Origin of the sequence: Roseateles rivi (genome assembly GCF_043555845.1) — a bacterium.
Taxonomy (GTDB): Bacteria; Pseudomonadota; Gammaproteobacteria; order Burkholderiales; family Burkholderiaceae_C; genus Roseateles; species Roseateles rivi.
The window spans coordinates 231764-250398 of record NZ_JBIGHZ010000003.1 but is presented as its reverse complement, the minus strand read 5'-3'; the positions used below and the strand labels follow the sequence as shown (position 1 = coordinate 250398).

Here is an 18635-nt window from a genome sequence, read left to right as displayed (position 1 = left end):
TGGGTGGCAAGAACGCCGTGGTGGTAAAGCGCGATTATAGCGATGCAGCGGCTCAGATGGCGGTGCCCTGAGGCTTGGCGCACGCGCCAGGGCCCAGGTCTTGGAGCTGTTGCAATTGTTCGAGCACCGCCCGCGCGCATTCCTCGGGGCGCTCAAAGGGGAAGAGGTGTGAGCCTTCAAACCACTGCAGGCGCTGGTGCGCCAGTGCACGCACGGTGCGCTCTCCGGTCATGCGCATCTCGGTGGAATGCGTGGCGGCGATAAAGGCAATCGGGCAGTTGGGCGGGTGGCGCCGCAACTTGGTCAGCAGGTGGTGGGGCAGGGTGTCATAGATGCGGGTTTCGACATCGCGGCGGAACTTCAGATGCACCTTGCCTTGCTCGGGTTCAAAGCCGCTTTGCACATAGTCTTGCAACACATGAGGCGCCCAGCTAGCAAAGGCGCTTTTGCTGGCGAAGTGTTTGAGCACATCGTCACGGTTGCTCCATTCTTGGCGCCGCCGGACGGAGACTTTGCCGGGAGAGATGTGTCTGACCAAACCGGTGGCTTTGGCCAGACGCAGCCCCTGGGCACGCCAGCCAGCCACCACGGGTGCGTCCAGCATGAGCAGGCCGTCAAACATGCCTGGGCGCTTGCAAGCGGCTTGCAGCGCCAGAATGCCGCCCAGCGAATGCCCTACCAGCATGAGGGGTTCGGTGCTGGCTCGCTGGGGCAGCACTTGCTGACTGATGAAGTCCAACAACTCGTCGCGCAGGTGCGGCCAGTTGTTGGTGATGGGGTAGCGCGGGTTGTGCCCCAGCATTTCGGGCGCGTGCACCTGCCAGCCCGCCGCGCGCCAGATCTCAAACAGGCTGCGATAGCACCCCGCCGGAAAACCGTTGGCGTGGGCAAAGACGATGTGTTTTTGAGGGCTGTTGTGCATGGCGCTTGGGTCTCAGGCCTCAGGGCAGAGGGACTTGAGTTTGTAGACCAGCTCCAGCGCCTCGCGTGGGCTCAATGCATCGGGGTCCAGTTCTTGGAGGGCGCGCAGCAGCACCGTGTCGGCACTGTTGTGAGCTTCGGGCTCGGGCTCGGGGGCGGCAGCAAACAGGTCGATTTGCGATTGCCCTTCCAGCGAGCGGGCCTCCAGGCTTTCAAGGGCATGGCGGGCGTGGCGCACCACGCTGGCGGGCATGCCCGCCAGGCGCGCCACTTGCACGCCATAGCTGCGGCTGGCCGGGCCGGGTTGAATGTCGTGCAGGAACACGATGTCCTCACCGCTCTCGACGGCGCTCACATGCACGTTGAGCGCCTGCGCGTGCTGCAGTGGGAAGTCGGTCAGTTCGAAATAGTGGGTGGCAAATAGCGTGAAGGCGCGGCAGCGGTCATGCAAGTGCGTGGCAATGGCACCGGCCAGCGCCAGGCCGTCGAAGGTGGAGGTGCCGCGCCCGATCTCGTCCATCAACACCAGCGATTGCTCGGTGGCGCTGTGCAAGATGGCGGCAGCTTCGGTCATCTCCAGCATGAAGGTGGACTGGGCGTTGGCCAAGTCGTCGGCGGCGCCAATGCGGGTGTGGATGGCGTCAATGGGCCCCAGCCGGCAGCTGCTGGCTGGCACGTAGGAGCCCATGGCTGCCAGCAGCGCAATCAAGGCCACCTGGCGCATGAAGGTGCTCTTGCCACCCATGTTTGGGCCCGTGATGACCAGCATCTTGGTGCGCGCATCAAGCCTGCAGTCGTTGGCCATGAATTCGCCCGCACCGGTTTCCAGCAGCCGCGCTTGCACCACCGGGTGGCGGCCGGCCTGGATGTCGATACAGGGCTGGGACACAAACTCTGGTCGGCACCAACCCAGGGTGTGGGCTCGCTCGGCCAGGGTGGAGAGCACGTCCAGTTGGGCCAGTGCCCGAGCCAGCACGCTGAGCTGCGGCAGTGCGGTGTTGAGCTGGTCCAGCAGTGTTTCAAACAAGAGTTTTTCGCGCGCCAGGGCACGCTCCTGGGCCGAGAGCGCTTTGTCCTCAAAGGCCTTGAGTTCAGGGGTGATGAAGCGCTCTGCGTTCTTCAGGGTCTGGCGGCGCTGGTAGTCCAGCGGCACTTTGTCCAGACCGCTGCTGGTGACCTCGATGTAAAAGCCATGCACCTTGTTGTATTGCACGCGCAGGTTGGCAATGCCGGTGCGCTCGCGCTCGCGAGTTTCCAGGTCCAGCAAAAAGGCGTCGCAGTTGTTCTGGATGTCGCGCAGCTCGTCGAGCTGCGCGTCGTAACCGCGCGCGATCACGCCGCCTTCGCGCAGCAGCACGGCGGGCTCTTCGGCCAGTGCTGCCACCAGCAGCTGTGCCAGCTCGGGCTGGGCTTGCAGGCCCTCCTGCAATTGCTGCAACAGGCTCTGGCCACCGGCGCTGGGTACGGTGGCAGCCAGTTGGGGCAGCAGCAGCAGCGTGGCGCGCAAGCCCGCCAGTTCACGCGGCCGCACTTGCCGCAGGGCAATGCGCGCGGCAATGCGTTCCACGTCGGAGACTTGCCTGAGCGTGTCGCGCAGCGACTCGCAGCCTGCTGCCAGCAGTTGTGCGATGGCTGCTTGGCGCGCGCTGGCTGTGGAGCGCTCGCGCTCGGGGTGCAGCAGCCAGTGGCGCAGCGCGCGGCTGCCCATGCCGGTGCGGCAGGTGTCCAGCAGCGACAGCAGGGTGGGCGAGGTCTCGCCGCGCAGGGTTTGTGTGAGTTCCAGGTTGCGCTGTGTGGCCGGCGGCAGATCCAGCAAATCACCGCTGCGCATGACCTTGAGGTGATGCACATGCGCAAGCGCCCGGCCTTGGGTGTGCTCGGCATAGGCCAGCAGTGCGGCGGCGGCGGCCTGTGCGGCGGTGAGTTCCTGTGCGCCAAAGCCTTGCAAGCTGGCCACGCCCAACTGTTCGCAGAGTTTGCGCTGACCGAGTTGTGCGTCGAACTGCCAGCTTGGCCGGTTGGTGATGGGCAGGCGCGCAGCCAGCACCGCTGCCGGGTGGCGCTCACGGTCTACCAGCACTTCGGCAGGAGCCAGGCGTGCCAGCCAAGCGGGCAGCTCGCGTTCATTGCACTGCGCCACGCCCAGCTGCCCTTGGGTCAGCGACAGCCACGCCAAGCCGTAGGTCGGGTTGGCTTTGCTGCCTGTGCTGGCAATGGCCAGCAAGATGGCGTCTTGATTGTCGGCCAGCAGCTCGTTGTCGGTGACTGTGCCGGGCGTGACCACGCGCACCACTTTGCGCTCCACCGGCCCTTTGCTGGCGCCGACCTCACCCACCTGCTCGGCAATGGCCACCGCCTCGCCGAGCTTGATGAGTTTGGAGAGGTAAGACTCCAGCGCATGCACGGGCACGCCAGCCATCACCACCGGTGCACCGGCGCTTTGCCCGCGCGTGGTGAGCGTGACGTCCAGCAGCTGATTGGCACGCCGTGCGTCGTCGTAGAACAACTCGTAAAAGTCCCCCATGCGGTAGAGCACCAGGGTGTCGGGGAACTCGGCCTTGATCCGAAGGTACTGGGCCATCATCGGCGTGTGGCCTGCGAACTCAGCGTCGGCAGCGGGGGAGGGCGATGAGCTTGGGGAAGTGGTGACGTTGAGCATGGCAAAAGAGATGGGAACCGCGCAGGGCCTGCATCTGCCGCGGTTCAGCCAGCGCAGGGCGCGCTGGCTTGTTCAGCCGCGCCCGTAGCTGTCTTCGAAGCGGACGATGTCGTCCTCGCCGAGGTAGGAGCCGGACTGCACCTCGATGATCTCCAGCGGCACTTTGCCGGGGTTGGAGAGACGGTGCACCTGGCCCAGCGGGATGTAGGTGCTTTGATTTTCGCCCAGCAAAATGGTCTTGTCGCCGTTGACCACTTCGGCCGTGCCGGAGACCACCACCCAGTGCTCGGCGCGGTGGTGGTGCATCTGCAGGCTCAAGGACGCGCCGGGCTTGACCATGATGCGCTTGACCTGGAAGCGCTCGCCCATGTCGATGCTGTCGTACCAGCCCCAGGGGCGGTGCACCTTGCGGTGCAGGTGGTGCTCGCCGCGCTGGCGCTTGCTGAGCTCGGCCACGATGTGTTTGACATCCTGGCTCTTGCTGCGGTCGGCCACCAGCACGGCGTCGGGGGTCTCGACCACCACGATGTGGTCCAAGCCCACAGCGGCTACCAAGCGGCTGGTGGCGTGCACCAGGGTGTTGCGGCTGTCGCGGATGAGCGCGTCGCCGCGCTGGGCGTTGCCTTCCGCGTCTTTCTCGGCCACCTCCCACACGGCTTCCCAGGCGCCAAGGTCGCTCCAGCCGGCGTTGAGCTCCACCATGCGCAGCGCAAAGGCGCTGCCGGGGCAGTGCTCCATCACAGCGTAGTCCACGGACTCGGCTGGAATCTGCGCGAACAGGGCTTTGTCCGGGCGCACAAAGCTGGCGTCGGTGTTGCGTGCGTCAAAGGCTTTGGCGCAGGCTTGGCTGATGTCTGGGCGGAACTGCGCCAGTGCCTTGAGCCAAGTGCTGGCGCGCAGCACAAACATGCCGCTGTTCCAGCTGTAGGCGCCGCTTTCCAAGTATTGCTGCGCAGTGGCGGCGTCGGGCTTCTCGACGAAGGCCAGCACCTGGCGACCGCGGGCGTCGGCCTCGCTCTTGATGTAGCCATAGCCGGTCTCGGGCCGATCGGGCTTGATGCCCAGAATCACGATGGCGCCGTCAGCGGCCTGGCGAATCGCAGCTTGCACCGAGGCGCTGAAGGCGGCCTCGTCGCGCACAGTCTGGTCAGCCGGGGTGACCACCAGCACCGGGTCCTCGCCCTGAGCGCGGGCTTGCAGTGCAGCCAGCGTCAGGGCGGGTGCGGTGTTGCGCCCCAGGGGCTCAAGCAGCACCTGGCCCAGGGGCAGAGCGGTTTCGCGCAGCTGGTCCAGCACCATGAAGCGGTGCTCCTCATTGCCCACCACCAAGGCTGGGGCGACGGCGATGTCCGCTGCACCCAGGCCCGCCAGGCGCTGCGCCGCTTGCTGGAACAAGCTGCTGTTGCCAGCCAGGACCAGAAACTGCTTGGGGTAGCCCGCGCGCGACAGCGGCCACAGCCGCGTGCCGCTGCCGCCTGCGAGGATGACGGGGAGTACGGTAATGCTTGTCACAAGACGACCTGTTCTGATTACCCAATGCTCAGCGCAGCATGCCCTGGGCATAGCAGCCATAGGTGCCCGCGGTGTACGAGTAGGCCGTTACGTTGGAGTTGCGCTTGGATTGACTGTATGTGCAGCCCGCGCTGAGCCAGCGCACCACTTCCCAGCGAACACCAAAGCCCCAGCCGGTGTAGCGATCGTCGCCGTCAATGCGCCCAAACGGCGTGTCCAGGGTGCTGGATGTCGTGGTGTAGCTCACGTTGGCGTCAAGCGACACTTTTCCCGTCAGCTGGTAGCTGAGTTGGCTTGCCAAAGATGTGCCCACATTGTTGGACAAGGCGGAAGAGGCCGATGGAATGCCGGCGTAGTAGGTCTGGCTACCCGTGTCGCGGGCCACTCGGGTCTGGAAACCCAACTTGCCAGTGGGGCGCCAGGTCCAGGCCAGTGCTCCAGTCAAGCCTGAAAAGCTGCTTCCGGCGCCGCTGCTGCGTGTCTCGCGTGTGGGACTGATGCGCAGATCCAAACTGCTGGCTCCAGAGGGTACCCAGTTTGTCGAGAAATCTATGTCCCGGCGCTTGTAATCGTAGGGGCTTGGGCCATTGAAAAAGCTGCCGTCCGTCAGGCGCGCCGAAACACCAAAGCGCCAAATTGGGCTCGGCGTGTAGTAAAGCCCCAGGGAGTAGGCAGTTTGGTCGTACTCCAGCGGGTCGTATTCTTTGGCGCTGTAACGTCGTGCGCGGGAATTGGCGTCGCCTTCAATGCTGTAAGGCCCTTCAAGGCCATACCGGACCCTCAAACCAAATTGCCGATTTTCTTCCAAGTTCTTGCTGCGAATCTGGATGTTGGTGCCTGTGTTGTAGTCGGCGAGGTTTCGTTGTGCATCGGCGTACAAGGTGCCTGATAGCTTTCCGGCGGTTTCCCAATCAAGGCCTCCTTTGAGAGAGTACCCCAGGTTGTTCAAAAGGGAATTGGACGAATAACGATTGGTCGACACGGATGTGTCGCCATATAGCCGTTGGCGGCCCAGGCGTTGGTCCAGACCGGCAAGCAGTGAGGCAACAACAATCGTGTCAGAACCTGATGTGTTGCTTTCTCTAAAGACGTTGGTGGAGCGGTAGGCGCCCAGGGAGGCGCCTAGATAGTAAGGGCTTGTCTCGGCCACCGCGACGGCGGGTGTCAGGCTGATCAGTGCCAGTCCGAGCAAGGAAGTTTTTGCTGTGATCGAAGCGGAAGTTTTCATGGGCGTCGAATTGGGTGGGTGTGTGCGGGTTAGTAGGCGTGACGATCGAACACCATCAAACGAATGGTGCGCATGATGATCTGCAAATCAAGACCTAAAGACCAATTGCGCAGGTACTCCAGGTCGTATTCCACTCTGGCCTTCATTTTTTCAATGGTATCTGTCTCGCCGCGAAGGCCGTTGACTTGGGCCCATCCCGTGATTCCGGGCTTGACTTTGTGGCGCACCATGTAGGCCTTGATGAGCTTGCGGTATTCCTCGTTGTGGGCCACTGCGTGCGGCCTAGGGCCCACGATGCTCATGCGGCCTTGCAGGACGTTGATGAACTGCGGCAGTTCGTCCAAAGAGCTGCGACGAATAAAGGCACCGAACTTGGTGATACGCGGGTCGTCTTTGGTGGCTTGTTTCACCACCGGACCGTTGTCCATGGCCCTCATTGAGCGGAACTTGTAGACGATGATTTCTTCGCCATCCAAGCCATTGCGCCTTTGTTTGAAAATTACTGGACCAGGCGAGCTAAGTTTGACCCCAATCGCCAGTATGGCCATGATGGGGGAAATCAGGATGAGTATCAATGATGACAAGACAATATCGCTGATGCGCTTGACCAGCTCATTCGTGCCGGTGAATGGGGTCTCGCAAATGCCGACAACAGGCACGCCATTGAGGTCTTGGAGGCGACCCTGAATGATGCTGATTCCAAAGACGTCGGGAACGAAAAATAGGGAAGCTGTCGTGCCCTGAAGTTGTTCAAGCAATTGAACAATTCGAGGCTGTGTGCCCAGTGGCAGTGTGATGTAAACCTCGCGAACACTGTTGTTGCGAACGAATTCACTAAGCTGGTTGAGTGGGGCTATCACGCGCCCGACCGCGTCGCGGTGCAGGCGCTCATCGTTGCGGTCGTCGAAATATCCAAGAAACTGGATGTTGAGAATTCTTGATCCTGTCAGCGCGTTGGCAACTTTGACGCCCAGAGCGCCGGCGCCGACAATTACAGCGCTGCGTCTGTTTTCTGACTTCGAGGCATTGTTCCTGAGAATTTGTCGCCCAATTTCGACTGCGGTGATTTGTGTGAGGGGAGTAATGATTCCCCACCACAGCAAAATTTGCGGGTCGAAGTAATGCAAGCTGCTGGTGGCAAATCCAAACATGCCAAGAATGGTCAGAAGGGTGATCCATGACCCAATGACGTCGATCACGGCGCTAGCTGGATGGTCCAGGAAGCGGTTGCGCCCAGGGAAGGTCAGTGCAAAAACCAGCAGACACAGGGTGTAGGTCGAGCGCAAGACGGGCTCTGCAAACCACGCATTGACCGCGAGGTAGCACAGCACGATGAGGCTGGGCTCCAGCATCGCCGCCACAAAGGATTGGATGGACTGTGGGGCGTTATAGAAAATTCTTTTGTAATTGCGATCCTCGAACATCTATGGGGTCCTTGGGGTCCTTCGTCGAAATTCTTCGTCACGACAAACGAGCCATGTGGCTAGAGTCCACGCTGGCAAAACGGGTAATTCTGGGGCAAAACCATGACGCCCGTGCTTGGCGGGCCCCAGGCGCTGTTTGTTCGCCGACAAACATGCATTCTGGCGCTTGACATGCCGTGCTTGAATGCTTGCCGCGCCTAAAATGACCCGATGTTGCAAAATTGGTTCCATCAAATCACCCCCGCAATGCAGGATAGGCTGGTGCTGTTGCTCAACCATGTGTTGAGCCGTGAGCCCGTGGCTATGCAGCGTTTGCTTCCTCATGTTGGCAAAGCGCTGAGCGTTGGGGTGCAAGATTGGCCCAGCTGGCTGCCTCAGCCTCCGCACCTGTACTTGGTGGTCACACCTGCAGGATTGTGGGAGCGGTTGGAGGCGTCGCCGGTGGCCAGTTTGCAGGTGTGGATACAGGCCCCGCAGCCTTTGCAGTTGGCGCTGCAGGTGATGTCCGGCGGACATCCTGAGGTGCAAGTCAGCGGCGAGGCTGCGTTCGCGGCTGATGTGAGCTGGCTGGCTCAGAACGTTCGGTGGGATGTCGCGGAAGACTTGGCTGCAGTGGTCGGGCCGGTTGCGGCACAACACCTCACCGGTCTGGCCCGTGCTGCGGTTTCAGCCATGGGGCAGTTGACGCACGCTGTATCGTCCTGGCGCGCTGGGGTCTCCTCGCTATGAGGCAGTGGCTTCGTCTGGGCGTCATTCTTTGGACGCTGTGGCGCTTTGGCTTGGTTGATTTGGCGCTGTCGGCCTTTAAGCGGCGGCGGTTTCAAGCCTTGCGCGGCGTGAGCTCAGCGGGGCGCCGCTGGAGCCAGCCGCGTGGCGTCCGTCTGCGATTGGCGCTGGAGCACTTGGGGCCCATCTTTGTGAAGTTCGGCCAGCTGCTGTCCACGCGGCACGATCTGGTGCCCTCGGACATGCTGGGCGAATTGGTCAAATTGCAAGACGCAGTTCCCCCGTTTGCGGCGGCACAGTCGCGCCAGCTGATCGAGCAAGCCTTGGGTAAGCCGATCGAGGCGATGTTTTCGCAGTTCGAGGCTGAACCTGTGGCCAGCGCTTCAATCGCGCAAGTGCATTTTGCGACCTTGCACGATGGGCGCGAGGTGGCTGTGAAGGTGCTGCGTCCGGGCATGCTGGATGTGATCGAGGACGACTTGGCGCTGTTGCACCGCTTGGCGCGCTGGGTGGATCGCTGGTCGAGCGATGGCCGGCGCCTCAAGCCGCGTGAGGTTGTGGCCGAGTTCGATACCTATTTGCACGACGAGCTGGACTTGGTGCGTGAGGCCGCCAACGCCGCCCAGCTGCGGCGCAATATGCAGGGTCTGGATTTGGTGATGGTGCCCGAGATGGTGTGGGACTTTTGCACCAGCTCCGTCATCGTCATGGAGCGCATGCGCGGCGTGCCGATTTCCCAGATTCAGCAGCTGCGCGAAGCCGGTGTCGACATCAAAAAGCTGGCACGCGATGGCGTGACCATTTTTTTCACCCAAGTCTTCCGCGATGGCTTTTTCCATGCCGACATGCACCCGGGCAACATCCAGGTGAGCTTGGCGCCGCAGACTTTTGGGCGCTATATCGCGCTGGATTTCGGCATCATCGGCACGCTCACGGAAGTCGACAAAGACTACTTGGCGCAGAACTTCATTGCCTTTTTCCGCCGCGACTACAAACGCGTGGCGGAGCTGCACATCGAGTCTGGCTGGGTGCCTGCGGGGACGCGGGTGGACGAGCTTGAAGGGGCAGTGCGCACGGTCTGCGAGCCGCACTTCGACCGGCCGCTCAAAGACATTTCGCTAGGGCAGGTGTTGATGCGGCTCTTTCAGATTTCGCGCCGCTTCAATGTTGAAATTCAGCCTCAACTCGTTCTGCTGCAAAAGACCTTGCTCAACGTCGAAGGGTTGGGGCGTCAGCTCGATCCGGAGCTGGATTTGTGGGCCACGGCCAAGCCTTTCCTGGAGCGTTGGATGAACGAGCAAGTGGGCTGGCGCGCCTTGTTGCGGCAGCTGCGCAAAGAAGCGCCGCGTTACGCGCACCTGTTGCCAGAGCTGCCGCGCTTGTGGCATGACGCGCTGGCGCAACGCCAGTCTCAGCAACAGCCTTTGCTGGCCATATTGGCTGAACAACGCCGGACCAATACGCTCTTGCAGGCGTTGCTGTTTGGGGCGCTGGGGTTTGTGTTGGGTGCCGTGCTGCTGCAGCTGTGGCAGCGCTGGCCTCTGCACTGAGCTCGCGCGGGCCGTGGTGCAGCGCGGCCGGGGTGACGCCCCGAAGCTAGGGCCTGCCCGGGGCGTCTGAGCGGGGCATCGTGTTCGATAATTCGCGCCTCCATGCCCCAGCCCTTTGAGCTGGGGATTGTTTTTTGCTTGGCCTGCCCCGGCTTGGCCAACCGAGTTTCACGCATGTCCTGACATGAACACCACGCTGATCGTCTTTGTTGCGCTGTACCTCGTGGGGACTTTGGCCCTGGGGGTTTGGGCCGGTACCCGGATCAAAAACACCAGCGACTTCGCCATTGCCGGGCGCAGCCTGCCGCTGATCATGGTGATCACGACCACATTTGCAACGTGGTTTGGCGCAGAGACCGTGATGGGCATCCCCGCCAAGTTCATTCAAGGTGGCTTGGGTGCTGTGGTGGAAGACCCCTTCGGCGCGGGCATGTGCTTGGTGTTGGTGGGTTTGTTCTTCGCCACCAAGCTCTACCGTCTCAACCTGCTGACCATTGGCGACTTCTTCCGCGAGCGCTATGGCCGTGGCGTGGAGGTGTTTTGCTCTTGCGCCATCATCCTGAGCTATCTGGGCTGGGTGGCCGCGCAGATCACCGCCTTGGGCTTGGTGTTCTCGGTGCTGACCAACGGCGCCATGTCGGTGGAAATGGGCATGATTGTCGGCACCCTGGCGGTGCTGATTTACGTGGTGGTGGGCGGCTTTTTGGCGGTGGCCTGGACCGACTTCATCCAGATGATCGTGCTGGTGCTGGGTCTGTCCACGATTGCGATCTTTTCGGCCAATTTGGCCGGTGGCGCGGACAAGGTGTTGGCCGTGGCCGAGCAGCAAGACCTCTGGCGCTTTTTGCCGGAACCGGGTTTTACCGAAGTGGCCATGTTCATCGGTGCGGCCATCACCATGATGCTGGGCAGCATTCCGCAGCAGGACGTGTTCCAGCGCGTGATGTCGGCCAAGGACGAAAAGACGGCGCGTCGCGGCGCGGTCATCGGTGGTGTGAGCTACATCCTGTTTGCCTTCGTGCCCATGTTCATCGTGGCCAGTGCTGTGGTGGTGATGGGGCAGCAGGCCATGGACATTGCGCGTGAGGACTACCAAAAGCTGCTGCCGACCTTTGTGCTGTCACAGATGCCGCTTTTGATGCAGATTCTGTTCTTCGGTGCGCTGTTGTCGGCCATCAAGAGCACCTCGTCGGCCACGCTGCTGGCGCCCTCGACCAGCTTTGTCGAGAACATCCTGAAGAACCTGCGCCCTGGCATGAAGGACCGCGAACAGCTCCTGGCCATGCGCTGGACCATTGTGGTGTTCGCGGCCCTGGTGCTGGCCTATGCCATTGCCATGAGAGGCACGCCGATTTATGAGCTGGTCTCAGGCGCCTATCAGGTCACGTTGGTTGGGGCGTTTGTGCCTCTGGTGCTGGGTCTCTATTGGAAGCGTGCTTCTACGCAGGGCGCGATTGCCTCGCTGGCCCTGGGCATCGGTACTTGGGTGCTGTTCATGCCGCAACTCACCTCCTGGGGCGACCATTTCCCCGGGCAGCTGGCGGGCTTGATTGCTGCTTTGGTGGGCATGGTGCTGGGGTCTTTGGCGCCGCAATACCTCAAGAACCGCCATGAGCATTCGCGCCACCTTAACGAGTCGGGGTCCATCGGTTCGCACTGAAAACCCACGGCCCCGGCGCTGCTGCACTGGGGCTGACCCCTATAATTTCCAGTTCTCCTTCGAAAGCTCTAGAGACCATGCCGATCTATGCTTACCGCTGTGGCTCCTGCGGTCACGCCAAAGATGTGCTGCAAAAGCTGTCTGATTCACCTCTCAGCACCTGCCCGGCCTGTGGCGCCGAGACCTTCAGCAAGCAAGTGACGGCAGCGGGCTTCCAGCTCAAGGGCTCGGGCTGGTATGCCACGGACTTTCGCGGTGGTGCCACGGCAGCCGCTTCGGGTGCCGCTACTGCCGCCGCGCCTGCGGCCCAAGAAACCAGCACAGACAGCGCCGCGGCCAGCAGTACGCCTTGCGGCGGCTCCTGCGCCTGTCATTGACGCGCACGCTTGGAGCAGCCGAACGCATGAGAAAGTACATCATCACCGGGCTGCTGGTCTGGTTGCCTCTGGCCATCACCGTGTGGGTGTTGCAGTGGGTGCTGGGGCTGCTCAATGGCGTGTTTCATTCCTTGCTCGGGGCAGCAGCGGTGCTGTTTCCGGCGGGGGCGGGCTTCTTTCAGGAGCTCAAGTCGGTGCCGGGGCTGGGCATCATGGCCCTGGTGGTGGGCATGCTCCTGACGGGCATGTTTGTGGCCAATATCTTTGGCCAATGGTGGTTGCGTCAGTGGGACGCGCTGCTGCACAAAATTCCCATCGTCAAGAGCATTTACAGCTCGGTCAAACAGGTGTCGGACACCTTGTTTTCCAGCAGCGGCAATGCCTTTCGCGAGGCGGTGCTGGTGCCGTACCCGCATGCCAACTCCTGGACGATTGCCTTTGTGACGGGCAAGCCCGGTGGTGAGGTGGCCGAGCAGCTGGGGCAGCAGGGCGTGAGCGATGCCGTCAGCCTCTACGTGCCCACCACCCCCAACCCCACCTCAGGCTTTTTCCTGATGATGCCGCGCGCCTCCTTGCGCCCGCTGGACATGAGCGTGGATGAGGCGCTCAAGTACATCATCTCCATGGGCGTGGTGGCGCCGCCCGAGAAAGCCGGCGCAGCTCGAAATTGACAGGATTGGGCGCCTCGGCAAGCGCTCAGTCCGTAATGGGGTCACAAACCAGCCCCACCAGTGCCACACAGAACCTGCTGCCGCGGCGCTGTCGCCGCCCCAAACTGACATCAAGAATTCGGAGAACTTCCATGCGTACCTGCTATGCCGGCCAAGTCAGCGAAAAGCTGCTCGACCAGACCGTGACTTTGATGGGCTGGGCCCATCGTCGCCGTGACCACGGCGGTGTGATCTTCATCGACCTGCGCGATCGCGAAGGCCTGGTGCAAATCGTCTGCGACCCGGACCGCCCCGAGATGTTCAAGACCGCCGAAGTCGTGCGCAATGAGTTCTGCGTCAAGGTGGTGGGCAAGGTGCGCGCGCGCCCGGCTGGTACTGAAAACGCCAACCTCGTCAGCGGCAAGATCGAGGTGCTGTGCCATGAGCTCGAAGTGCTCAACGCCAGCGTTACGCCTCCCTTCCAACTGGACGACGAGAACCTCTCCGAGACCACGCGCCTCACGCACCGTGTGCTGGACCTGCGCCGTCCCTACATGCAGAACAACCTCATGCTGCGCTACCGCGTGGCCATGGAGTGCCGCAAGTACCTGGACGAGCACGGTTTTGTCGACATCGAAACGCCCATGCTCACCAAGAGCACGCCAGAAGGCGCGCGCGACTACCTGGTGCCCAGCCGCGTTCACGACGGCATGTTCTTCGCGCTGCCGCAGTCGCCCCAGCTCTTCAAGCAGCTGCTGATGGTCGCGGGCTTTGACCGCTATTACCAAATCACCAAGTGCTTCCGCGACGAAGACCTGCGCGCTGACCGCCAGCCCGAGTTCACGCAGATCGATATCGAAACCTCCTTCCTGACCGAGCACGAAATCCGCTCGATGTTTGAAGGCATGATCCGCCACGTCTTCCAAAAGGCGCTGGGCGTGGATCTGGGTCAGTACCCGGTGATGCAGTACGCCGAAGCCATGCACCGCTTTGGCTCGGACAAGCCAGACCTGCGCGTGAAGCTGGAGTTCACCGAGCTGACCGACGTCATGGGCGATGTGGACTTCAAGGTCTTCTCCACCCCAGCCACCACGCCTGGTGGTCGTGTGGTGGCGCTGCGCGTGCCTGGCGGCGGCGAGATGAGCCGTGGCGAGATCGACAGCTACACCGAGTTCGTCAAGATCTACGGCGCCAAGGGTCTGGCCTGGATCAAGGTCAACGAGCTGGCCAAGGGCCGCGAAGGTCTGCAGTCGCCCATCGTCAAGAACCTGCACGACAAGGCGATTGAAGAAGTGCTCAAGCGCACGGGCGCAGCCGACGGCGACCTGATCTTCTTCGGCGCCGACAAGGCCAAGGTGGTGAACGACGCCATCGGCGCACTGCGCCTGAAGGTTGGTCACAGCGAGTTCGGCAAGGCGCGTGGCCTGTTCGAAGACCGTTGGGCACCGCTGTGGGTGGTGGACTTCCCGATGTTCGAATACGACGACGAAGGCAAGCGCTGGAACGCTGTGCATCACCCCTTCACGGCACCCAAGGACGGGCATGAGGACTTGATGGGCACCGACCCTGGCGCCTGCGTGGCCAAGGCCTACGACATGGTGCTCAACGGCTGGGAGCTGGGCGGCGGCTCGGTGCGTATCCACCGCGCCGATGTGCAGGCCAAGGTGTTCGAGGCGCTCAACATCAGCGCCGACGAGCAGCGCGTGAAGTTCGGCTTCTTGCTGGATGCCCTGCAGTACGGTGCGCCTCCGCACGGCGGCCTGGCCTTTGGCCTGGACCGTCTGGTGACGCTGATGACCAAGGCCGAGTCCATCCGCGATGTGATCGCTTTCCCCAAGACACAGCGCGCACAGTGCTTGCTCACCGGCGCGCCGTCCAACGTGGACGAGAAGCAATTGCGCGAGTTGCACATTCGCTTGCGCAACGCTGCCGCAGCGGCGGGTTGATTCAGCGGCCTGTTTTCGCGCCCATCTGGGGCTCATCAAGAAGGCAGCGTGAGCTGCCTTTTTTCATTGACCCCCTGATTCGTGTGGGTGGCGCCTGAGGCAGCATGCGGCACTCGCGGGCTATGCTCATCAAACACTGATATCTGTACCGAGGGAGTCCGCTGCGCCATGACTGTATTGCCCAAGAATTTGTCTGGCGACATGTTGGCGCGCTGGGAGCGACTGACCATGCGGCACCCGGGCTTGATGTTGCCCTTGCTGCGTCAGGGCATGGAGGCGCCGGACCCCAGACTGGCACGCCTGGCGTTGCTGGGCACGGTGTTTGTGTTGGAGCGCTGGGGGCGGGCGGCGGAGTTGCAGACGCAGCTGCAGCAGTCGCGCACCGAAGCTTTGGCACGAAACGACCATGCCGAAGCCGCCGAGCTGGCCGAGGCTCAGGGCCGCTTGCATTACCAAAATGGCGATTACGAGCAGGCTTGTGAGCACTGGCTGGAGTCTTTGCAGTGGGCCGACCCGGCCTCGCGCTGTGCCTGCCAGGCGCGCATTGGTTTGGCGCATTCCTGCTATGCGCTGGGCGAGTGGGCCAGAGGCGGGCAGCAGTTGGATTTGGCCGAGCAGGCCTACCCACGGCTGGCGCAGGACTTGTACCTGAGCGCCAAAGTGGCACTCAACCGTGCGGTGGCTTGCTTGAGCACCGAAGGGCCCGTGGCGGCGCTGCTGGTGCTGGAGCAAGCCGAGCCCGTGCTGCGCAAACTCGGGCACCGCGACTACTCAGCCGAGCTGCAATGGCAGCGCGCACGCTGCCTGCGCGAGCTGGGCGACTTGGTGCAGGCGCAGCGCATCAACGCCCGCGCCTTGCACCTGGCGCGTCAATGCCATTACCGTTGGCTGGAGGTGCAGTGTCATTTGCTGGACGCGCAATTGCTGGCGCCCGACGCAGCCACAGCCGCGGCACAAGCTGCATTGGTGCTGGCCCAGCAGCTGCAGTCGCGCAGCCTGCAAGCAGCGGTGCACGAGCGGCTCAGCCACTGGGCCAATGTGCAAGGTCAGCTGGGCCCGGCCTACCACCACCATGAGCAACAACGCCAGCTGGAGGCCAGCCTGGGTCACTCCTGGCTGCGCCAGCGCTTGCAGGCTTTGGTGCGCTTCTCGCCGCCGCGCCCCCAGCCCATGGACGCGGGCGCGGGGCCTGCCGAGCAGGCCGTGCGCGACACCGATCCGGCCCAGCTGGCCCAAGCCTTGGGTGATGGCTTGGCGCAATTGCTGGCCCAGCAGCGCCAGGGGCAAGCGCCCAGTGAGCTGGCACTGCAGCGCTTGTTGGCGCACAGCCAGCAACTGCAGCGCTGGGTCGAATCACGCCAAGGGGCAACACCCGTATTCTGAGAGGCCTATGCGCTGTGGGATATGCTTCCAAGCATGTCCCAAGCTGCTGTGCCAACCTATAAAGTTCCTCGATCGGTGTTGGTGGTGATTCACACGCCGCAGTGGGATGTGCTGTTGTTAGAGCGGGCCGACAAGCCCGGTTTTTGGCAGAGCGTGACGGGCTCCTTAGACAGCCTCGAAGAGTCCACCGAGGCCGCCGCCAGGCGCGAGGTGCTGGAGGAAACTGGCATAGACGCTGCGGCTTTGCCCGCAGGCGCGTTGCGCGACTGGGGCCTGTGCAACGAGTACGACATCTACCCCATTTGGCGCCACCGTTACGCGCCCGGCGTGACGCGCAATACCGAAAGTGTGTTTGGCCTGTGTGTGCCCGTAGCCCTGCCGGTGCGCCTGGCCCCGCGCGAGCATCTGCAGCAGATGTGGCTGCCCTGGCGTGACGCGGCAGACCGCTGCTTTTCGCCCTCCAACGCTGAAGCCATCCTGCACTTGCCCGCCATGTATGGCCGTGCACAGCCGGATGCCGCCCACCCATGAAACGCATGGCCAACCCACAGCCTGAGCAAGGCGCTCCACGCCTGCGCGTGGCGACCTACAACATCCACAAAGGTGTACGTGGCCTGGGCCCGGCCCAACGCCTGGAGATTCACAACCTGGAGCAGGGCGTTGCGGCCCTCAACGCCGACTTGGTGTTTCTGCAAGAGGTGCGGCACTTCCACCATGGTCATGCCAGGCAGTTCGACAACACCTGGTTTGGCTGGCCGCAGCAAGGGCAAGCCGACTTTCTTGCGCCCGAGGGCTATTACTCGGCCTACCGCACCAACGCCGTGACGCGTGAGGGCGAGCATGGCAATGCGCTCTTGTCGCGCTACCCTTTTGGCGGTGAGATTGGGCACCATGATGTGTCGGACCACCGCTTCGAGCAACGCGGGCTCTTGCATGTGCCGCTGCAGTGGGAGGGTTTGAGGCTGCACGCGATCGTGACGCATCTCGGACTGATGCATGGCAGCCGTGTGCGCCAGGTGAAGCGTTTGGGTCAATACATTGATGCCCACATTCCGCCGCAGGATTTGCTCTTGGTGGCGGGGGACTTCAACGACTGGGGCGAGCGCCTGGATGCCCCCATGCTGGAGTGTGGCCTGCGTCGCGCTGTGCCACCGCAAGGGCCGCGTCGCATGCCGACATTCCCTTCGCGCATGCCGCTCTTGGCGTTGGACCGTGTGTACCTGCGTGGCCTGCGCTGTGTGGGCATGCAAGTGGCACGCGGCTCGGCCTGGGCGCGCATGTCTGACCACCTGCCACTGTTGGCAGATTTGACGCTAGCGCCATGAGCCCTTGGTTCCCACTGCGCCAGCCCCAGCCACCGCGCAGCCCGGCTCGCTACGTCGGTGGCCACCGTGTGGGCTTGCTGCGTGGCGGGTTGGCGCTGTTTCCTGAGCAGAACGAGGCCATAGCCCAGGCCCAGCATGAGGTCTGGCTGGCCACCTATATCTTTCACAACGACGAAGCTGGCGCGCAGACGGTGGCCGCACTGCGCCATGCCGCCGGGCGCGGCGTGCGGGTGAGAGTCGTGGTGGACGGCTTTGGCAGCAAGGCCAGCCTGGCGTGGCTGCGCGAGCAGCTGCAGGGTAGCGGTGTGGAGTTGGCGGTGTTTCGCCCTATGGACCGCTGGTGGCGCTGGTTGCAACCCGGGCAGCTGCGGCGCCTGCACCAAAAGCTGTGCGTGGTCGATGCTGAGCTGGGCTTTGTGGGCGGCATCAACCTCATCGACGACCACATTGATTTGCACCACGGGCGCAGCCCGCAGCCGCGTCTGGATTTTGCGGTGCGTGTGCAGGGCAGCATCGTGGCTGAGATTGCCCAGTGCGCGCGCGCGGTCTGGACACGGGCTTGGCTGGGAAGGGATGCGCGCGAAGAGTTGGGCGCACTCTTGCGCTCAGCTTCTCCGGTGGCGCGTGCGCAGCGCCTGCTGGCCTATGCCCGCATGCCTGGCCAAGCCAATGTGCCCAGCACCGACTTGCCCCAGGACCCAGTGTTTGCCGCCTTTGTGCTGCGCGACAACTTCCGCCGCCGCCGTGCCATTGAGCGCTTGTACGTGCATGCCATCGAGCAAGCGCAGCACCGTGTGGATCTGATCTCGCCGTATTTCTACCCCGGCCAGCGCATTCGCCAAGCGCTCATCAACGCGGCGCGGCGCGGCGTGCGCGTGCGCCTGTTGTTGCAAGGCAAAGTGGACTACCGCATTGCGGCGCTGGCTGCTCAGGCCTTGTATGAGGAGTTGCTGGGGCAGGGAGTGCAGATTTACGAATACACGCCCGCCTTCTTGCACGCCAAAGTGTGCGCGGTGGATGGCTGCTGGGCCACGGTGGGCAGCTCCAACATCGACCCCCTGTCCCTGCTCTTGAACCTGGAAGCCAATGTGGCGGTGGACGACGCCGACTTTGCCCAGCAAGTGCACCGCGAATTTGACATGGCGCAGAGCCAGTCCCGCCGAATCGAGCAGGCGCCGACACGCGGGCTGCGCGGTGCGGGGCGGCGCGCTTTGGTGGCTTGGGCGGCTTACGTGTATTTGCGTGTGGCGGGTGCCACCGGGCGCTATTAGCGG

General features: G+C 62.9%; 15 protein-coding genes. 10 read left to right on the top strand and 5 right to left on the bottom strand.

Annotated elements, in window-relative coordinates; all coding sequences use genetic code 11:
* Positions 1–52 precede the first annotated feature (52 nt).
* The 5 genes from ACG0Z6_RS08485 to ACG0Z6_RS08465 all read right to left on the bottom strand — a co-directional run bounded on the left by ACG0Z6_RS08485 (position 53) and on the right by ACG0Z6_RS08465 (position 7744).
* The gene (locus ACG0Z6_RS08485; RefSeq protein WP_394460372.1) at positions 53–922 is read right to left on the bottom strand and encodes an alpha/beta fold hydrolase; all 870 of its coding nucleotides are present in this window, start codon (positions 920–922) and stop codon (positions 53–55) included.
* A 12-nt stretch (positions 923–934) separates the two neighbouring features.
* Positions 935–3505 carry a DNA mismatch repair protein MutS gene (mutS, locus tag ACG0Z6_RS08480; protein ID WP_394460995.1) on the bottom strand — a complete coding sequence of 857 codons (2571 nt, stop codon included), beginning with the start codon at positions 3503–3505 and terminating at the stop codon, positions 935–937.
* Positions 3506–3652: 147 nt separating this feature from the next.
* Positions 3653–5143 carry a mannose-1-phosphate guanylyltransferase/mannose-6-phosphate isomerase gene (locus ACG0Z6_RS08475; protein WP_394460994.1) on the bottom strand — a complete coding sequence of 497 codons (1491 nt, stop codon included), beginning with the start codon at positions 5141–5143 and terminating at the stop codon, positions 3653–3655.
* Positions 5121–6320 (bottom strand): porin family protein, encoded by a 1200-nt coding sequence (locus tag ACG0Z6_RS08470; RefSeq protein WP_394460371.1) that lies wholly within the window; start codon positions 6318–6320, stop codon positions 5121–5123. The genes ACG0Z6_RS08475 and ACG0Z6_RS08470 overlap by 23 nt, the downstream gene beginning before the upstream one ends.
* Positions 6321–6349: 29 nt before the next feature.
* On the bottom strand, positions 6350–7744 hold the full coding sequence (locus tag ACG0Z6_RS08465; RefSeq protein WP_394460369.1) for an undecaprenyl-phosphate glucose phosphotransferase: 1395 nt from the start codon (positions 7742–7744) through the stop codon (positions 6350–6352).
* Between the two features lie 441 nt (positions 7745–8185).
* Between ACG0Z6_RS08465 and ACG0Z6_RS08460 the strand changes: the two genes are divergently transcribed.
* The 10 genes from ACG0Z6_RS08460 (at position 8186) to clsB (ending at position 18632) form a co-directional block, all read left to right on the top strand.
* A complete protein-coding gene (locus tag ACG0Z6_RS08460; protein ID WP_394460367.1) occupies positions 8186–8473 on the top strand; it encodes a hypothetical protein in 288 nt (95 codons plus the stop codon).
* Positions 8470–10020: a ubiquinone biosynthesis regulatory protein kinase UbiB gene (gene ubiB, locus ACG0Z6_RS08455; RefSeq protein WP_394460365.1), complete on the top strand. Its 1551-nt coding sequence runs from the start codon at positions 8470–8472 to the stop codon at positions 10018–10020. The genes ACG0Z6_RS08460 and ubiB overlap by 4 nt, the downstream gene beginning before the upstream one ends.
* A 184-nt stretch (positions 10021–10204) precedes the next feature.
* A complete protein-coding gene (locus ACG0Z6_RS08450; RefSeq protein ID WP_394460363.1) occupies positions 10205–11680 on the top strand; it encodes a high affinity choline transporter 1 in 1476 nt (491 codons plus the stop codon).
* A gap of 77 nt (positions 11681–11757) precedes the next feature.
* Positions 11758–12057: an FmdB family zinc ribbon protein gene (locus tag ACG0Z6_RS08445; RefSeq protein WP_394460360.1), complete on the top strand. Its 300-nt coding sequence runs from the start codon at positions 11758–11760 to the stop codon at positions 12055–12057.
* A 26-nt stretch (positions 12058–12083) separates the two neighbouring features.
* Positions 12084–12728, top strand: a complete 645-nt coding sequence (locus ACG0Z6_RS08440) for a DUF502 domain-containing protein (RefSeq protein WP_394460359.1) — start codon at positions 12084–12086, stop codon at positions 12726–12728.
* 131 nt (positions 12729–12859) lie between these two features.
* Entirely contained in the window at positions 12860–14653 is a 1794-nt protein-coding gene (aspS, locus tag ACG0Z6_RS08435) for an aspartate--tRNA ligase (RefSeq protein ID WP_394460357.1), read from the top strand.
* A gap of 168 nt (positions 14654–14821) precedes the next feature.
* Positions 14822–16036, top strand: a complete 1215-nt coding sequence (locus tag ACG0Z6_RS08430) for a tetratricopeptide repeat protein (protein ID WP_394460355.1) — start codon at positions 14822–14824, stop codon at positions 16034–16036.
* Between the two features lie 33 nt (positions 16037–16069).
* Positions 16070–16567 carry a dihydroneopterin triphosphate diphosphatase gene (nudB, locus tag ACG0Z6_RS08425; protein ID WP_394460353.1) on the top strand — a complete coding sequence of 166 codons (498 nt, stop codon included), beginning with the start codon at positions 16070–16072 and terminating at the stop codon, positions 16565–16567.
* Entirely contained in the window at positions 16564–17361 is a 798-nt protein-coding gene (locus ACG0Z6_RS08420) for an endonuclease/exonuclease/phosphatase family protein (RefSeq protein ID WP_394460352.1), read from the top strand. Before nudB ends, ACG0Z6_RS08420 begins: the two co-directional genes overlap by 4 nt.
* Positions 17358–18632 (top strand): cardiolipin synthase ClsB, encoded by a 1275-nt coding sequence (gene clsB, locus ACG0Z6_RS08415; protein WP_394460351.1) that lies wholly within the window; start codon positions 17358–17360, stop codon positions 18630–18632. Before ACG0Z6_RS08420 ends, clsB begins: the two co-directional genes overlap by 4 nt.
* Positions 18633–18635: the final 3 nt, after the last annotated feature.